General features: G+C 44.2%; 17 protein-coding genes. 5 read left to right on the forward strand and 12 right to left on the reverse strand.

The annotated features are described in order from the left end of the window. Window positions 1–141 precede the first annotated feature (141 nt). Window positions 142–2,754, forward strand: coding sequence for a bifunctional diguanylate cyclase/phosphodiesterase (locus QWZ13_RS19415; protein ID WP_290283207.1), 2,613 nt, complete (start codon window positions 142–144; stop codon window positions 2,752–2,754). Here the strand turns inward: QWZ13_RS19415 and QWZ13_RS19420 are convergent. Together QWZ13_RS19420 and QWZ13_RS19425 are read right to left on the reverse strand one after the other, a co-directional pair. Further along, complete coding sequence (locus QWZ13_RS19420) at window positions 2,746–3,495, reverse strand: DMT family transporter (protein ID WP_290283435.1); 750 nt, start codon at window positions 3,493–3,495, stop codon at window positions 2,746–2,748. The genes QWZ13_RS19415 and QWZ13_RS19420 overlap by 9 nt on opposite strands. Continuing rightward, entirely contained in the window at window positions 3,390–3,659 is a 270-nt protein-coding gene (locus tag QWZ13_RS19425; protein WP_290283208.1) for a hypothetical protein, read from the reverse strand. Before QWZ13_RS19425 ends, QWZ13_RS19420 begins: the two co-directional genes overlap by 106 nt. A 235-nt stretch (window positions 3,660–3,894) precedes the next feature. Between QWZ13_RS19425 and QWZ13_RS19430 the strand changes: the two genes are divergently transcribed. Next, window positions 3,895–4,452: a hypothetical protein gene (locus tag QWZ13_RS19430; RefSeq protein ID WP_290283209.1), complete on the forward strand. Its 558-nt coding sequence runs from the start codon at window positions 3,895–3,897 to the stop codon at window positions 4,450–4,452. A 38-nt stretch (window positions 4,453–4,490) separates the two neighbouring features. After that, window positions 4,491–5,351 (forward strand): ribosome biogenesis GTPase YlqF, encoded by an 861-nt coding sequence (gene ylqF, locus QWZ13_RS19435; RefSeq protein WP_290282558.1) that lies wholly within the window; start codon window positions 4,491–4,493, stop codon window positions 5,349–5,351. Here the strand turns inward: ylqF and QWZ13_RS19440 are convergent. Then, window positions 5,348–6,274 (reverse strand): histone deacetylase family protein, encoded by a 927-nt coding sequence (locus QWZ13_RS19440; protein ID WP_290282557.1) that lies wholly within the window; start codon window positions 6,272–6,274, stop codon window positions 5,348–5,350. The genes ylqF and QWZ13_RS19440 overlap by 4 nt on opposite strands. Window positions 6,275–6,349: 75 nt before the next feature. Here QWZ13_RS19440 and QWZ13_RS19445 point away from each other — a divergent pair, with 75 nt between their 5' ends. Together QWZ13_RS19445 and nudC are read left to right on the forward strand one after the other, a co-directional pair. Next, window positions 6,350–8,983 (forward strand): bifunctional acetate--CoA ligase family protein/GNAT family N-acetyltransferase, encoded by a 2,634-nt coding sequence (locus QWZ13_RS19445; RefSeq protein ID WP_290282556.1) that lies wholly within the window; start codon window positions 6,350–6,352, stop codon window positions 8,981–8,983. Between the two features lie 14 nt (window positions 8,984–8,997). Then, on the forward strand, window positions 8,998–9,804 hold the full coding sequence (nudC, locus tag QWZ13_RS19450) for an NAD(+) diphosphatase (protein WP_290282555.1): 807 nt from the start codon (window positions 8,998–9,000) through the stop codon (window positions 9,802–9,804). Here the strand turns inward: nudC and ccoM are convergent. From ccoM to QWZ13_RS19495, 9 genes are all read right to left on the reverse strand, one after another. Then, a complete protein-coding gene (gene ccoM, locus QWZ13_RS19455) occupies window positions 9,801–9,920 on the reverse strand; it encodes a cytochrome c oxidase subunit CcoM (RefSeq protein ID WP_289846305.1) in 120 nt (39 codons plus the stop codon). The genes nudC and ccoM overlap by 4 nt on opposite strands. A gap of 123 nt (window positions 9,921–10,043) precedes the next feature. Continuing rightward, complete coding sequence (gene fnr, locus QWZ13_RS19460; protein ID WP_290283436.1) at window positions 10,044–10,739, reverse strand: fumarate/nitrate reduction transcriptional regulator Fnr; 696 nt, start codon at window positions 10,737–10,739, stop codon at window positions 10,044–10,046. A 104-nt stretch (window positions 10,740–10,843) separates the two neighbouring features. Next, a complete protein-coding gene (ttcA, locus tag QWZ13_RS19465) occupies window positions 10,844–11,749 on the reverse strand; it encodes a tRNA 2-thiocytidine(32) synthetase TtcA (RefSeq protein ID WP_290282554.1) in 906 nt (301 codons plus the stop codon). 87 nt (window positions 11,750–11,836) lie between these two features. After that, the gene (locus tag QWZ13_RS19470) at window positions 11,837–12,436 is read right to left on the reverse strand and encodes a gamma-glutamylcyclotransferase family protein (RefSeq protein WP_215999423.1); all 600 of its coding nucleotides are present in this window, start codon (window positions 12,434–12,436) and stop codon (window positions 11,837–11,839) included. Window positions 12,437–12,445: 9 nt separating this feature from the next. Beyond that, window positions 12,446–13,084: a sulfite exporter TauE/SafE family protein gene (locus QWZ13_RS19475; protein WP_290282553.1), complete on the reverse strand. Its 639-nt coding sequence runs from the start codon at window positions 13,082–13,084 to the stop codon at window positions 12,446–12,448. Then, window positions 13,081–13,263, reverse strand: a complete 183-nt coding sequence (ccoS, locus tag QWZ13_RS19480) for a cbb3-type cytochrome oxidase assembly protein CcoS (RefSeq protein ID WP_215999425.1) — start codon at window positions 13,261–13,263, stop codon at window positions 13,081–13,083. Before ccoS ends, QWZ13_RS19475 begins: the two co-directional genes overlap by 4 nt. A 1-nt stretch (window position 13,264) precedes the next feature. Continuing rightward, window positions 13,265–13,570 carry a hypothetical protein gene (locus QWZ13_RS19485; RefSeq protein WP_290283437.1) on the reverse strand — a complete coding sequence of 102 codons (306 nt, stop codon included), beginning with the start codon at window positions 13,568–13,570 and terminating at the stop codon, window positions 13,265–13,267. Window positions 13,571–13,608: 38 nt separating this feature from the next. Further along, complete coding sequence (locus QWZ13_RS19490; RefSeq protein WP_290283210.1) at window positions 13,609–16,155, reverse strand: FixH family protein; 2,547 nt, start codon at window positions 16,153–16,155, stop codon at window positions 13,609–13,611. A 15-nt stretch (window positions 16,156–16,170) separates the two neighbouring features. Next, window positions 16,171–16,563 (reverse strand): FixG Ig-like domain-containing protein (locus QWZ13_RS19495; RefSeq protein WP_290283211.1); only part of this gene is annotated, 393 nt, incomplete at its 5' end.

Here is a 16,563-nt window from a genome sequence, read left to right on the forward strand (position 1 = left end):
CCTTCTGTGGCCTTGCTCTTTATTTAATCGTTTTTTAACACAGTTAAAAACTTTAGCACGAAAAAGTGACAGATACGCTGACTCAGCTATACTAAATCGAATGAAACTAACTATTCTCCTACCGAAGATTAACTGGCAACTATGACATTTATTCTCACCATTATCGCATCTGTCTGTTTAGTTGCTATTTTACTGCTTCCATCAGTCTGGATTAACCTCTTACTCACAATGCTCGGTGTGGCAAGTTTAATCTATGTAGTGCAAAAATCGCCCAAAATGCTATTGCCCGGGTTTGCGTTGATAATGGCATTGATCGTGGTTCCGGTAACTAAATGGTACCTACCGGCACTGTTAAAACAGTCTACTTCGGTTTTAGAAAGCAAAATTGAAACAGAATTCGATGTTATCGAGAGTACTCTGCAGCAATTTTTCTTCAACAACTCTGCCGCTCTCGATTCTTTGAATCTGTTAATCGCCAATGAAGAAGTACTGACGGACCGAGTTTTTCAAAACTGGATGAAACAGCTGCTGCCTGATTACCGCAACAACTACTTAAATATTGCCATCAGTGAAGATCTTATTGCGAAACACGTTTACCCAAAATCTGAAGCCAATTTAAAGGTACTCGCACGCAATTTAGGCGAAACTCCCAACATGGGGTTTGTATATCATGAGGTATTAAAAACCAATGTACCTGGCATCATCGGCCCGGTCGATTTAATACAAGGCGTGCCTGGAGTGATTCGAGTGGTACCAGTCGAAGGCAAACCAAATGTCATCATTTCTGGCGTCCTTTCTTTACAAAGCCTAAAAGAACAGCTGATTCCTCTCGTTTCGGAGTCCAGTAAGCTATCTATTGCCGTCACCGGTTATGCAGACCCTTATTACCTAGTTAACCAAGCAGAACCTCAAAAGAGCATCCTAAAACGAGTTGAGTATCAGGATATTAAAGTAGATATCTATATTCAATCTGATTTACTGCAATCGACGATCACTCGAACGCGATGGACCTCTTATGCGGTGTCTTTTTTAGCTTGGCTGCTATTAACGTCTAGCTTCACATGGCAAAGGCATTCTATTCGCTTAAGAGACCAACAACGCAGCGCCATTTTAGAAAACAAAAACGCCTTAATCGAAGCTCAGCGCCTAGGTCAACTGGGCTCTTGGCGGCAATCGGGCGATGACTCCTTCAAGCTGTCAGAACCGCTGCAAAGTTTAATTGGCGTGATGAAAGAAACAATTGCGCTCAAAGACTTAGATAGCTTGGTTCATCCGAGTGAACACAAAAAGGTTCAGACTGCATTTGAGGAACTCTCCTCCGGGAAACTCACCAGAATCACGACTCAGCATCGCCTTAGAGTTGGCGAACGCTATCGCTGGTTTGAACACCGAATCGCACGCTCTGAAGATGGTGAGTTAACTGGCATTGTGCGCGATATTCAAACGATTAAAGAGCAAGAAAAGCAAGTGGCAAAGCTTGAAGCATTTGACCCGCTGACAGGTGCATCTAATCGTCGACACTTTCACCAGCTCGTGTCACAAAACATCGCCCTGTGTGATCGTCGTAATACCACTCTTGGTTTAATGCTGATCAACATTGATGACTTTCGATCCGTCAATGAAAAATACAATCAAGCCGTTGGTGATGAGCTGCTAAAACTAATCGCCAGCCGATTAACCACCATTTGTCGCAAAACAGATTTTATTTCTAGATTAGGTGGTGACACATTTGCAGTAGCACTTGTCGATGTCGGCACAGCAAGCCAGTCGGTTATCGCGGTTGAAAATATCCTTCGAAAGTTAAAAATGCCTTATCGATTAAATAATGAAGAGGTATTTCCGCAACTTACCTGTGGTGTGGCTCTATACCCAGACGATGGGCTAGATTTTGAACATCTGTTACAGCGGTGTGAACAAACATTATCGATCGCTAAAACTAATAAACGCGGACACTATTCATTTTATTCAGCCGAGTTGGATTCTCAAACGAACCGCCGGCAGCGAATTTTGGCTAGCCTTCCAAGCGCTCTGAAGAATGATCACTTTTACATTGTCTTTCAACCTCGGGTCAGCAGTACTGGGGATCACTCATCACTGAGCATGGAGGCGCTGGTACGCTGGCAAGACCCTGAGCTAGGGTTTGTCTCACCTGGCGAGTTTATTCCGATTGCCGAAGGTACCAGCCTAATAGCCGATATTGGTACTTGGCTCATGAACGCGGCTTTTTCAGCACTACATCAATATAAAGATCAGCTACCCAGAGGATTATCGATATCCATCAACCTATCTCCTCGCCAGTTAGAAGACACTACCTTAGTAAGCAAGGTAAAACAGGCACTCGATAAGTTCGATATTGACCCTAATTGTATAGAGTTAGAAGTTACCGAGCATTCAATCGCGGTCGAGTCTGATATCGTGTTGAGCAATATGAAGGAACTTAATGACTTAGGGTTTAAGTTCGCCCTTGACGATTTTGGTACCGGTTATTCTAATTTAAGTATGTTGCAATCTTTACCGCTACACGTTCTTAAAATCGATATGAGCTTCATTCGAAACATTGGCTTTAGTGATAAGTCGAATGAGTTGGTACGAGCCATTATTGATTTGGGCCACACCTTAGGGCTACATACGGTTGCAGAGGGTGTTGAGACCATTGAGCAAGTCTCTTATCTAGAAAAGTTAGGGTGCGAAGAGCTCCAAGGTTTCTACTTTTATAAACCAGCCCTTGAAGATCTCATCAACAGGTTAGCGTGATGCCGTTTTATTCAACAGCAGTGTAGCGGCAACACCTGCACTGACCAATGCAATGCCCATCCATTGTATTGGGCTTATTGTCGCGTTTAACACCACCATGCTTAAAATTGCGTTAAACAAAGGCGCAGTCGTGATCATTAAACCTGCAATAGTTGCGTTTGATCTGTTAACGGCCGATATCCAACAAAAGTAAGACACCAATGAAGGGAACAGGGCTACAAACAGAACAGCCCAATATTGATCCTTAGCCGGAACAATGAATGCGCCTTCTCGAACCATATCAAATACCCAAAACGGAACAATAAAGAGCGTTCCAACACCCATAAAAAATGTCAATAAAGCCACTGAACTGATACCAATGGGTGACAGCTTTTTCAATAATACGGTATAGAAAGACCAACTGAGCATGGCGACCACAAGCAGCAATTCACCGACTCCAGTACCAGATTCTCTTAAAACTGACCAGTCTCCCTGCGTAACAACGACAAGTGCGCCAAAAACCGCCAGTGTAAAAGTAATCCACTGGATAAGTGATTGTTTAGCGCCACCAAATATACTCGACACAATGGCAATAAATACTGGAAGCATAGCTAAAAAGGCCCCTACATTAACGGGCTGGGTATATTCTAATGCCCTTATTGGAAGGTGTTGTACAGGGTAACACTTAAAATGGACAACCCAACCAATGGCCAAAAATTCGCTTTCCAGTTTTTTTGGGCGAGGAGTTTTGGCAAACCGAATGGCAGTAAAATTAAAAAGCGGTAATCCAACGAAACTGTGAAAGGGTAAAAGCCGGTAATGTTGCCACTACCATCTTTCCTACAATTGCATTGGCCGCCCAAAAAAAGCTGGCGGTCGAAGCGAGCACTACTGCAATTACTGTTTGATTTGCCATTGTTTCTCACTAAAAAAAAAGCGACCCTAGGGTCGCTTTTAACTTAAACCAATGGTTATTAACGAAGTGCTTTTCGTGCCTGCTTAATGGTACGAAGTTGGCCAACAGCTCTTGCTAACTGAGAATCACCTTCAGCATGCTTTGGCTTTTGTCGCTAAAGAATATGGTCTTCCTTCTGTTGGCATTGTCCAAGGTTATCCCGATCAAGAACTCACCCCACGTTAAAAGATTGTCAACGCTGGGGCATGGTGTTGCATTGGGTCAATAAAGTTGAGTTCCAAAAACGCTACGAACCCGAGTTTTGGCTTAAATGGCAAGAAAAGTACCCCAACAGTGAAGTCGTTCTTGAGGGCGGTTGGAGCGAGTCCTCTATTAAAGGCAGTCAGCAATGGTGGAGTGGAATCCCATCAGACACTGATTTAGTTGTTACGGCTGTTGGCTCAGGTACCACGTTGGCCGGGTTAGCATTGGCTGCACCAAAGCACGTGAAGGTCGTCGGAATCCCCGTTTTCCAAGATCCAGATAATTATTCCGCTCTAAAACAAAAAATGATTCAAGCAGGAGTGTCTCAAGACCAATATGAACTTTGGTCAGGTTTTGCTGGGAAAAAATTTGGCAAACCGAGTTTGGAACAAGCCGAGTTTTCTAAAACTTTTTATAAAGATAACCGAATAAAACTCGATACGGTTTATAATTCAAAAGTGTTTCACGCAGTTCAAACAAAGTTAGATCAAGACAAATCATTGCTAAGTCAGCAAATAGCCGTTTTGCATACCGGCGGATTACAAGGGAACCGAAAATAACTGTGTTACACTACCCTTTTTAGTTACACAAAAAGATCATGGCAAAAATAAACTGGTTCCCCGGCCATATGGCCAAAGCAAAGCGTCAAATTAGTGAGATTATTCCTAAAATAGACGTTGTTATTGAAGTGTTAGACGCACGAATCCCTCTTTCTAGTATGAATCCGGTACTTACTAAAGTACGTCGAGATAAACCAGTTTTGCGCCTACTCAGCAAAAGTGATTTAGCCGATCCGACCGTTACCGAAAAATGGCAGCGGTTTTATGAGCAAGAAAAAAACATCATCGTACTGCCCATAGTGATGCAAGATAAAAAACAGTTGGCTCGTATTCCTAATTTATGTCGAAAACTAGCCCCTTTTAGAGGCGGAATCGGAAAGCCTGTGCGCAGTGTCGTGGTTGGCATCCCGAACGTTGGGAAATCTACCCTGATTAATGGGTTGGCGGGCAAAAAAGTAGCCCGAGTGGGTGATGAACCCGCTGTCACGAGAGCTCAGCAACGCATTCAGATTGCCAATGACTTTACGTTAATGGATACGCCCGGAATTATGTGGCCATCGCCAGAGAGTGAGTTAGGCGGGTACCGTTTAGCAGCTTCTGGGGCCATTAGAGACACGGCGGTTGAATATGAAGATATTGCTCTGTTTGCGATCGATTATTTAGCTCAACGTTACCCTGAAGCGTTAAAGCAACGCTATAAGTTAGATACGATTGCTGAAACGGCAATGGAATGTATGGAAGCGATCGCAAAGCATCGAGCGTGTGTGAAGGGCGGCAGTGTAGATTGGCATAAAGTGAGTGAAATTGTACTGAAAGATTTGCGAAATGGATCTTTAGGTAGAATTAGTTTAGAGGAGCCCGATAATGAAATTTTATATCGGGATCTGCTAGAGCATTAATCCTCAAGTAAGGCTTGAATATGCAGTGATGCCGATTCAGCCAAGCTAGGCAGGTGATAACCCCCTTCCAGCATCGAAATAATGCGGTCGTCACAGTGTGTGGCCGCAAATTCTGTAATTTGTTTGGTTAGCCAATAGTAGTCTTCGTTTTGCCAGTTTAATTGTCCCATCGTGTCTAAAGTATGCGCATCAAAGCCAGCTGAAATAAAAATCATATCGGGTTGATGTCGTTCTAACTCTGGCAACCATTGTGCTTCCCATGCATGTTTCATATCTCGAATATCAGAAAAAGCAACGAGAGGCGTTAATATCATATGGGGGTGTTCACTTGCCCAATGGCTATTTGGGTAAAAAGGGTGTTGAAAGCTGGTGCAGACCATAACTTCGGGTTTGTCAGCGAATGCTTCAATGGTGCCGTTACACTGATGAACATCAAAATCTAAAATGGCGACTTTATTTATACCTTCTTGCTCAAGTGCATGTGCGACAGCGACAGCAATGTTGTTGAAAAAGCAAAACCCCATGGTGGCGGCCGGTTCAGCGTGATGGCCAGGTGGACGAATATTACAAAATGCCCGCTTATACTGCCCAGATAAAACACCATCGACCGCCTGAACACCTGCCCCCACGGCTAAATAGCTCGCATCGTAACTGTGCGGTCCCATAAGAGTATCGGGGTCGGCCTGAATGAGACCATGGCTTGGATTTATGCGCTCAAGTTGTTCAACATAGGTGGCGTGATGAATTTTGAGTACATGGTCACTGGTGCCCATTTTAGCTTGGTGTACTTTGAGCTGCTCGAAAAGCCCTTTATCCTGCAGGCGCTGCATGATTGCTTTCGTTCGCAAGGGCGATTCAGGGTGGTCTTCACCCATGTCGTGTAATTCACAATCAGGATGGTAAATGAGCGCTGTCGGTATCATTTTTGATATAGGCCATTGTTTTTAAGGGCATTATACGTCTAGAGTAGGGCATCTGCATCACGACTTTGGTTGAATATGCCTAATTTAACATCCTTTTTTTATCCGAAATCCATTGCGGTCATCGGCGCGTCTGAGCGAGAAGATAGCTTGGGCGGTATCGTTATTAAGAATCTGCAAGATTCTGGATATGATTTTCCAATAACAGGGGTCAATTTAAAAGGCTATAAACAGGTACATGGTATTCCATGCGTTCGTTATTTAAGAGAGTTACAAACCTCAGTCGATCTAGTCATCATATGTGTACCTGGAGACGCCATCACCAGTGTATTGCGGCAAATGGGCAGGAAAAAGCTTCGCTCGGCAATGATTCTCACAGGCGGAATGGCTCGGCAACTTAGCCAATCGGACACACAAAACCGAAAAATTAGACATTTGGCAAAAGAACTTGGCATCCGCGTGTTAGGACCAAACTGCCTAGGTATCTTAGTTCCTGATCATCATTTGAATGCTAGCTACACCCACATAGACGCTCTGCCAGGGCATGCAGCTTATGTTGGGCACTCAGCTGCCCTGGGCTCTGCATTATTAGATTGGGCCGGTGCACGAGGCATAGGTTTCTCGCATTTTTTAACGGTCGGAGCTAGCGCAGATTTGCGCATTTCTGATTTTGTGGACTACTTAGCCTCAGACAGGCGGGTTAAGGCAATTTTGGTCCATTTAGAGCAAATAAGAGATTCAAATCGTTTACTCATTGCTTTACGCGCAGCATCACGCTCCAAAAAAGTGTTGGCAATACGTACACGACCCAACAACGATGCACCGGCTGGCATTATCGATATTACTAAAGTAGATGATGAATACTTTTCTAGAGCGGGTGTTCTAAAAGTAGATACCCTCAACGAACTATTTTCTGGATTAGAGTTTTTAAGTCGAGCCAAACCAATATACCGCCGAAACCTCACGATAGTCAGTAATGGTCTAGGCACGGCATTGATGGCACGACAGTTTTTGGAAAGCCAAGGGGGTGAACTTGCGCAGTTTAAGCTCAATACCACGCTTTCTAAAATGGCTTGGTATCAAAAGGAAGTGTCCGGCAATCCAATAGTGTTGCCAACGCAAGCACAGGGTAATGATTATCTAGAGGCCTTAAAACAGCTCGAGCAAATCAAAGAAGTAGGGGTCATTCTAGTTATTCACAGTCCGAATCGCGCGACCCGCAGTGTCGATTTTTCTCAAACCTTATTGCCGTATCTTAAACGCAGTCGTCGTTTAATTCTCACCTGTTTTTTAGGAGGACTTTCGACACGAGATGCTCGACAGTCATTTGATGGCGCTGGCTTATTGAGCTTTGATACGCCCACAGACGCCGTTGACGCTTATCTTACGCTGGCAAAATATCAATCGGCCCAAGAACAATTAAGAGAAACCCCTTCATCAGATGATCTCGGTTTTGTGGCGAATGTAAAGCAAGCGAAAGCGCTTTTGTATAAAGCTAGAAAAGCGAATAGAGATTACCTCACTTGGCCAGAGTCGCGGCAGTTGCTGCGCTTATATGGATTCAACTTGGTCGATAGCTTATTCGATGTTGATTTTAAGCATTTGGTTAATCAGGCCCATCAGCGTTATTTTCCAGCAGCGCTGAGAATAATACATGAAACCTACAGTTATCCGTTTGCATACCAACACGTTCCAGCCGCACGATGGCGAGGCGCAAAAACAGATATTCCGAATCGAGAAGCGCTGATGACTGCGCAAAAAGAGTTAGCACAAGAAAAACAAAAACGATTGCCGCACTCGAAAGTCTTGGGTTATTCCATTCAGCCCATGAGAAGAAAAGTAGACGCTCTACAATATAGTATAGGCATCACCAGAGACGAAACCTATGGGCCTTTAGTGTTTTTCGGAGGGGGTGGCTCGCATGCCAACATGCTGGCCGATCGTCAAGTGTCTCTAGCGCCTCTCAATTCTACTTTAGCCAAACATCTCATTTTAAAATCGCAAAGCTACCAAGTATTGTTAGAGCGCAGTGAAGATGTTGAAGGGGATGTAACAAAGCTGATTAAAGCGCTCATTACGTTATCGCAAATGGTTATTGATTTGCCCCGTTTAAAGGGTGTAGAAGTAAACTTGTTATTGCAAAATGATCAAGCGCCCTTAGTGTTAGGAGTGGCTGTCGATCAGGGTGAAAAAATAAGACCCGCTTTGAATCCGTATCCCGTCGAGTATGAAGAAACGGTGAAATTGAAAGATGCGCGCACGGTAGTTATTCGTCCAATTAAAGGCGAAGACGAGCCGATGCTTAAGAACTTTATGGCCGCATTTGATGCTGAATCGCTCAGGTTGCGTTTTTTTTATAGCCGAATGAATTTTGAGCATTTAGAGTTGGCGACGATGAGCCAAATAGATTATCGACGTGAAATGGTGTTTATCGCAGTCGATCACGATACCATGCTTGGGGAGCAACGGCTTTGGTTTGATATTAATAACAATGAGTTAGAGTTTGCCATTATGGTCGCGCCTCTCGCTCAAGGAACAGGGCTAGCCAGCCGGCTTATGCAAAAAACGGTCAGTTATGCTCAACAAATAAAAGCCAGTAAAATAGTGGCGGATATACTTCCAGAAAACACGGCCATGTTGGGTTTAGCGAATCGATTTGGTTTTGAGTTTCACCATGAAGAAGAAGTGGTTCGCGCCGAAAAAATTGTTTAAGCAAAGGGTATTGAATGTTATACGAGTTTGGTCAACATACGATCGAGTTGCCGTTTCGAAAAGGTCCTATTGACGAGCAAGGGCGAATGTTACTTTGGTTCGAAGGGCAATTGTTGGCTGATCAGAATAATGTCGTTTGGCCAGCTCACAACCACCCCTTTAAAACGAGTTCTGAACTGTTTGTAGGGTTGTTAGATGGAAAGCCTTATTATTGCGCCAACGTCACCAGTCCAGGTAATACTGAGCTGTTGGGGCTTAGGGATGTTGCTTCTAAAAGTGAAACGCTATTCTCTCTCGCATCAAGAGCTAAAGGGTTGCTGGATTGGCAAAGCCAGCATCAGTATTGTGGGCAATGTGGGCAGCCGACTCAACAAATTGCCACTGAATTTGCTTTAACCTGTCAGCCTTGTCGCTTGCGATTTTATCCCAGAATTTCGCCTTGCATCATTGTATTAGTTACTCATGGAGATAAGGTGTTGTTGGCGCAAGGTGAGCGACACAAAAAGAGTGGTTGGTACAGCACGTTGGCGGGCTTTATCGAAACGGGCGAATCAGCCGAACAAGCCGTTGCAAGAGAAGTGTTTGAAGAAGTTGGCGTTCAGTTAAAAAATATTCGCTACATGAACAGTCAAACTTGGCCCTTCCCTAATCAGTTAATGTTAGGGTTCATGGCCGAATACGATGGCGGTGACATTACCCCTGCACCGGGAGAAATTGCCGATGCTCAATTCTTTGAATTAAACAATTTGCCAAAGCATTCACCGGGAATGACGATAGCGGGTTGGTTGATTCAAGCTTATAAAAAAGAGCGATTAGGCTAGCATTCGGGGTCGTTACGATGGCCTTCTTTGCGCAATATATAGAAAAAACCTACTAAAAAAGCGACCATTAAGCCAACGACACCAATGCCAGATAATACAATTATGTCTAAATACATAACTCACCTCTAAATGGTTTACATGTGTTGAAACCAGTGTATTAAAAGGTGAGTTAAGTGTGTTGATATAGATCAGTCAATGCATCGATTAACCGATCTAATGAGTGATAACTAAGCAGTGTTCTAAGCGGTACCCAGCTCCAATCGTTCACATTCAGCCAACGATGCCATTTTAGTTAATTCATCGAAGTTTGTGATGATGATATCTTTCGCGCTGCCAGAATTGTCTAATAAACCTTGCTTTTGTAAACGAGTAAACACACGGCTGACGGTTTCTACCGCTAATCCTAAATAATTCGCAATGTCAGCGCGGGACATCGTCAGGCGGAAGGACGTTCCAGAAAAGCCGCGTCGTTTAAATCTAGCGGCTAAATTAATCAAAAAGGAGGCGATACGCTCTTCTGCGCTTTTCTTGCTTAACAGCAGCATCATCTTTTGCTCATCTCTGAGTTCTTTGCCCATCAGGCGCATTAACTGGCGACGAAGCTCTGGCATTTTACCGGCCAAGTCATCGAGCTTTTCGATTGGAATTTCACAGACATTGGTGGTTTCTAGTGCCTTGGCAGACGAAGGGTATGTCGTAGAATCGTAGCTCTCTAAACCCACCAACTCACTGGCCAGATGAAACCCGGTAATCTGCTCTTCGCCATCATTAGTTAGCGAATAGGTTTTAAGGGTTCCGGTTCTAACGGCGTATATGGCTTTAAATTCATCGCCCTGATAATACAAGTGTTCGCCTTTTTTAATAGGGCGACCACGGTTTATGATGCCATCAAGCGTATCCATGTCTTCAACGTTTAAAGCCAGTGGTAAACACAGGGGATGTAAGCTGCAATTTTTGCAGGCCGTTGACAAAGACATGAACAGGCTCCAACTCTATAAGTAACTGGATAATAGTCAATTGAACCCAAAACTTAAAGCGTTTAGTCTGCAGTATTCGTGTTTAGAGCTTCTGGTACCCAAGTATTCACTGTAGTAGATGCCATAGGTGCGTATTGGCTATTTTCGTCAATATTAACAGCACGAATGCCGGAAATCTGTAGCGATTCGAAATCAAATGCTTCTCGGTCTGCCAACTGTGAAAGTGACACATTCGCCATGCTGCGGAATATGCTGTCTACGCGGCCAGGGAAGCTCTTCTCCCATTCCTGACACATGGCTTTAATGTTCTGGCGCTGCAAGTTTTCTTGAGAACCACACAGGTTACAAGGAATGATAGGGTATTGCTGATATTGAGCGAAGCGAGCGATGTCGGCTTCTTTACAATAAGCCATCGGTCGGATGAGCACGTTAGTGCCACTGTCGCTGAGCAATTTCGGCGGCATCGCTTTTAATTTGCCACCATAAAACATATTAAGGAACAGTGTTTCGACAATATCGTCACGATGATGCCCTAAAGCCACTTTTGTGGCACCAATTTCATCTGCAAAAGCGTATAGGGTACTTCTTCTTAGCCTAGAGCATATCCCACAGGTGGTTTTACCTTCAGGGACCGTTTCTTGAACAATCGAATAGGTATCCCGTTCTAAGATATGGTACGGCACGCCTAGCTTTTGTAAGTAATTTGGTAAAATGTCTTCAGGAAAGTCAGGTTGCTTTTGGTCTAAATTCACGGCGACCAGCTCAAAGGACACAGGCGCACTTTTTTGCAAATTTAGCAGAATATCTAACATGGTAAATGAGTCTTTACCGCCCGATAAACAAACCATGATTTTATCGCCATCTTCGATCATTTTATAATCGGCAATGGCCTTACCGACATCACGACGAAGTCTCTTATGCAGCTTGTTGTATTCGAGTTTATCTTTGCCGATCAGTGTATCTTTCATGGTATGTCAGTCTAGGTATAAATTGGCCGCGTGTTGTAACACGAGAGAAGCTTTCAGTAAATGCCCAAAACAGCGTTAGCCTCAGTTTTATTTAGGTTCAAGTGGCTTACGTTCAGTCCACAACTCTGGCTGATTCTCAGCAATTAGCTTGTCTATCAACTCAAGGCGGTGGGTTGAGTTTAGTGGTCGCACATACTGCGGGTTGCTGCGGTCGTCAATGAGATGCTGCCAATGCCCAGTAAGCTGCAAGAACCGAGCGGCAAAATGCTCGCTAAAGTCTAAACAGCCATTTAAGATCACATCAAGGTAGCTTTGCATGATAGGGCGTTCGGGCAAAGGCGTGACATTGTTGTTTTTGCCAACATATACCCATAAGTTACCAGATTCAGGTAAAGGCTGTGTACAGCTTGGCGCAACCGACTCCCAAGGTATTTGGACACGGTTATAACCTTGTTCTCTGCGGTCAAACTGCTTTAAATTGGCTTCATCGACTTCAAAATAAACCCCAGTACAGTGGCTGGATTGTTTTTGCGTCACACTGACCGCCGTGGCTGGCCAATCAGGCGTATGAACAGACCAATTACGGCTAATGCCTTTGACTTCGATGGCGTAAGCTTTTGAGCTTGTTCCGGTGCGACTGCGGCTGTCTTGGCAAATAAGTGAGCCGTACCCGAAAATATAATGCATGGATAAACCCTAGTGTTGAATAAGCGTTGAGGCTAATAATAACGCAGTGAACAACAACACACTACCAAGCGCGACTCTTACCGAGTGCCTATTTAGAATGGGCCGAATTCGATTCGCCGCTAACCCAGAGAATACCATCGCTGGTAAAGTACCCAGGCCAAAGGCAAGCATGGCTATAATGGACTGAGTTAAGCTACCTAGGCTTATGGCAAAGGCCAGTGCGGTATACACTAACCCACAGGGAATAAATCCCCAAAGAAACCCGAGTCGTAAGGCGGAAGCCGAGGACGATACCGGTAAAAATTGCTTGGTCAGCGGTTGTAACTTTTTCCAGATAGGAAGCCCTAATCGCTCTAATTGAGTGACGGCCGATGTTATGCCCATGAAATACAATGCCGTCAGCACCAGTAACGTGATGGACATAAGTTTAAGCCAAGGTATGGTCGCGGCAGGTAAGGCCGCGAAGGTTAGGCCAAAGAAGCCACCGAGCAGTGCATAGGTTAAGATTCGGCCTAAATTATAATACCAAATGTAAGAAGGTGCTTGGCTGTTAAAACCAGCAGCTACAACCAGGCCCCCGCACATGCCAAAACAATGACCCGCCGAAACTAACCCAATGATAAAGGCTGAAAGAAGGGTGCTGATCATTGCTTTTTAGAAGATTTAGTTTTGGTAGGAACCATATGATGATCGTCGTCGAATAAAATCCGTTGAGCTGGGCTGTCTAAATCATCGTACTGACCGGTTTTAACAGTCCACCAAAATAAAACGCCGCCAATGGTTAATAAAAAGAGCGTAACAGGGATTAGAATCAGCAGGATATCCAATTTACTTCCTTAGTCGAACAGCATTGCCGACGACAATGAGTGAGCTTAGCGACATTCCAATGGCGGCTTGCCACGGAGTGATTAATCCCATAGCGGCCACTGGCAGCGCCACCACATTATAGACTAATGCCCAAGCTAAATTCTGTTTAATAATGCGATGCGTTTTCTTCGCAATGATGATGGCCTGCGTAATCGTCAAAAGGTTATCATTGAGTAAGATCGCATCGGCTTGTGTTTTGCTTAAGTCTGTTGCGTTATTTACGGCAATCGAAAGGTGTGCTCCGGCCAAGACGGGTCCATCATTGATCCCATCACCAACGAAAGCGCTGTCTTTATCGGCTTTTTTTAAATAGTGAGCTTGTCATCGGGTTTCGCTCCGAAAAAGTAGTGACCCTTAAACCCCAATTCTTGAAAGGCATTCGCCGCTTTTGGGTTTGGATCGCCGGAAATTATGTTGGTCTGAATATTTAATTTTGTAAGTTCCGAAAATAACGCTGAGCATGAGGCACGAGCCCTATCTTTCAGCCGAATAGCCGCTAGCCGTTCTGAATTCAACGTTAAGAATAAAATGGTATCGCTGTTTGGCTGCTCAGACTGATGGGTAAACTGTGCGTTTCCTAATTTAATTTCACCAATAGAGGCGACAGCAGAAACGCCAAGACCCGCATTGTAAATTATGTTGTTTATGCCTATCGGGCTGCTGCTAGCTTGTTTTGGAAACGCTTTTGTGATGGGGTGATCGCTTTGCTTTTCGAGTAAATGACAAAGGGCGAGCACCTCATCATTCGTCCAGTCCAACGAATCTAATTTAGGGTAGCGTTCTAAGTGATCAACTACAAAATGTCCTTCAGTTAAGGTGCCTGTTTTATCAAATGCAATGGTCCTAATAGAGGCTAAGCGCTCGATGGTGTAGCCTTTGGTAAGCAAGAAACCAATGTTTTTTAGCTGATTTAATGACTGTGATAACGCCGTGGGGGTAGCAAGGCTCAATGCACATGGGCAGGTTACAACCAAAACACTGATCACAACCCAGAATGCACGGTCAGGGTCATAATAAAGCCAGAACAATCCAATGAATAAGGTAATGATTAACGTCGACCACACAAATTGCTGTGCGCCGCGATCAGCCATTAACGCTAATCGAGGTTTGCTTTGGCTTGCTTGCTCAATGAGCCTTTGAATTAGGTTGTAACTGCTGTTGGCACCTAGAGCCGTTACTTTTAAGGTAATGGGCTGTGCCAAGTTGACGGAACCTGCCAGTACTGAATCCCCAACGCTTTTTCGGACACCAGTAAACTCACCGGTAAAAGTAGATTCATCAAACTCAGAAGTGCCGCTCACTAATTGACCATCAACAGGGCAGGCTTCACCGGCTTGGAGTTCAATCAAATCATTAACGTTTAAATCGGTTACCGAACAAGTTTGAAGCTCGCCTTCGCTCAGTATTTTTTTACACAGAGTCGGGAGTGTGACTTGATTGTGGTGATTACGATTCGATTGCGTACGAGCCCTAAACTCTAAGAATCGACTCAACACCAAGAAGAAGGTAAACATATTGACCGATTCGTAATAAACCTCTCCATGCCCTATAACTGTTGCGTATAAACTCGCAAAAAAAGCACTTAAAATGGCCAGAGAAACGCTCACATCCATGGACATTTGTTTTGCTCGTAACGCTTGCCAAGCGGATGTGAAGAATGGCCTTGCCGATATCAGCATCACAGGCACCGTCAAAAATAAACTCGCCCACCACAGCCACTGTTCATGTTGTTGGGTGATTTGCCCTGAATAAAGCGCAACAGCATTCATCATGGCCTGCATCATGCCTATCCCGGCAATACCTAACCTTAAGATGTATTGGCGTTGCGTGCGTTTAATAACAGTATCTTCTTCACTCGGTAAGAAAGGCGTGATTTGATAGCCAATAAAGAAGAGAGTTTTAGCAATTTCGGACAACCCGATTTGGTTAGGGTCCCACTCCAGCAACAGCCGATGTGTGGCTGAATTAACGTGCGCTTTAGTTACGCCGTTTAGTTGAGTTAGACGTTTGTCAATCAACCAAGCACAAGCCGAGCAGCTAATGCCTTCAATCAGTAAAATAGCGTGGTGTTCGTTAGGTGATATCTGATGTACAAATTGAGCCTGAACGTCATTTCGCTCTAAAATTTGGAAGGCTTGCTGTTGCCGGTCCGATAATTCAATGAAGACTGGGCTTTGGTCGGGCTGATGAAACTTATAGTAATCTCCCAAACCTGATTCGATAATGGTTTTCGCCGCGCCTTGGCAGCCAATACAACAAAAGGCGAGTTGATCGCCTTCTATTGTCAGTAGATGGGGTTGCTTAGGGTTAGGCAACCCGCAGTGAAAACAGTGAGAAGAGGTCATTGGCTTTCGGGGTAAGTGCCACATAACTGGAAAGAGGGGCAGTTGAGCTTTTGCGTGTAGGCGCCAGCTGTTTTTTACGGAACCAGAAACAGGCTCTAATTGTAATTGACGAGTGCCAGTTACTTCTTCCGTTAATGCGCCTTTATACACACCTGCACCTTGGTGATTTAACAAGACTTGAATATCGCGTGAGCTTTTAGTTGGAAAAACGATTAACAGTGAAAGCTGATCAGGATAGCCGGTGGTTAAACCTTTCAGTTCAACACTTAAGGTTCGCCCTGTCCATTTTAGATTGGCATTTAACCCAAGGTTTCTGGCCACCATATCTTGTTCCGTTCGGACTTCAATGCCAAGGCCATCTTTATAAAAATTATCAACGATGACACCATCGTTGGTCGTTATGGCCATGTAAAGCATCCAAAATCCCGCGCAGATGACAATTAGTAACGGCGATAAAATGAACCAAGGCCAAAATTGTTTGTACCAAGGGGTAGTGTCGTTTATCAAGTGCTTACTCCAAAATTAAAAATTGGCCGGTCCAAAGAATCGGCTCTCTTCTCGGGTCTTTAAAGATTCATCATCAATACTTTGAATACTGAAATAAATTTCATTCGTCGGCAGCTTGTTTAAGGCTGGTGGTAATACTAACGTAGCGGATATATCTTCTGATTCGCTCGCGCGAACAGTAAAGGTGGTATCGCTGCGTAATTCTAAACCTTCCATTCCCTCGACAAAAAGTTGAAACGTTTGTGGTTCATTTGTCATGTTGATGACTTTTAACATGTAGTTATTTTCTATTAACCCGTCACTGGTCATTTGGTGTAATGCATTGCGATCACGGGAAATATGCAACTCTAAAGGAACGCGACTGAGAATCACCCAAGTAAACGCAATAATCATGATCAACAGCGCCAC

The organism is Reinekea marina, from assembly GCF_030409715.1.
GTDB classification, from domain to species: Bacteria; Pseudomonadota; Gammaproteobacteria; order Pseudomonadales; family Natronospirillaceae; genus Reinekea; species Reinekea marina.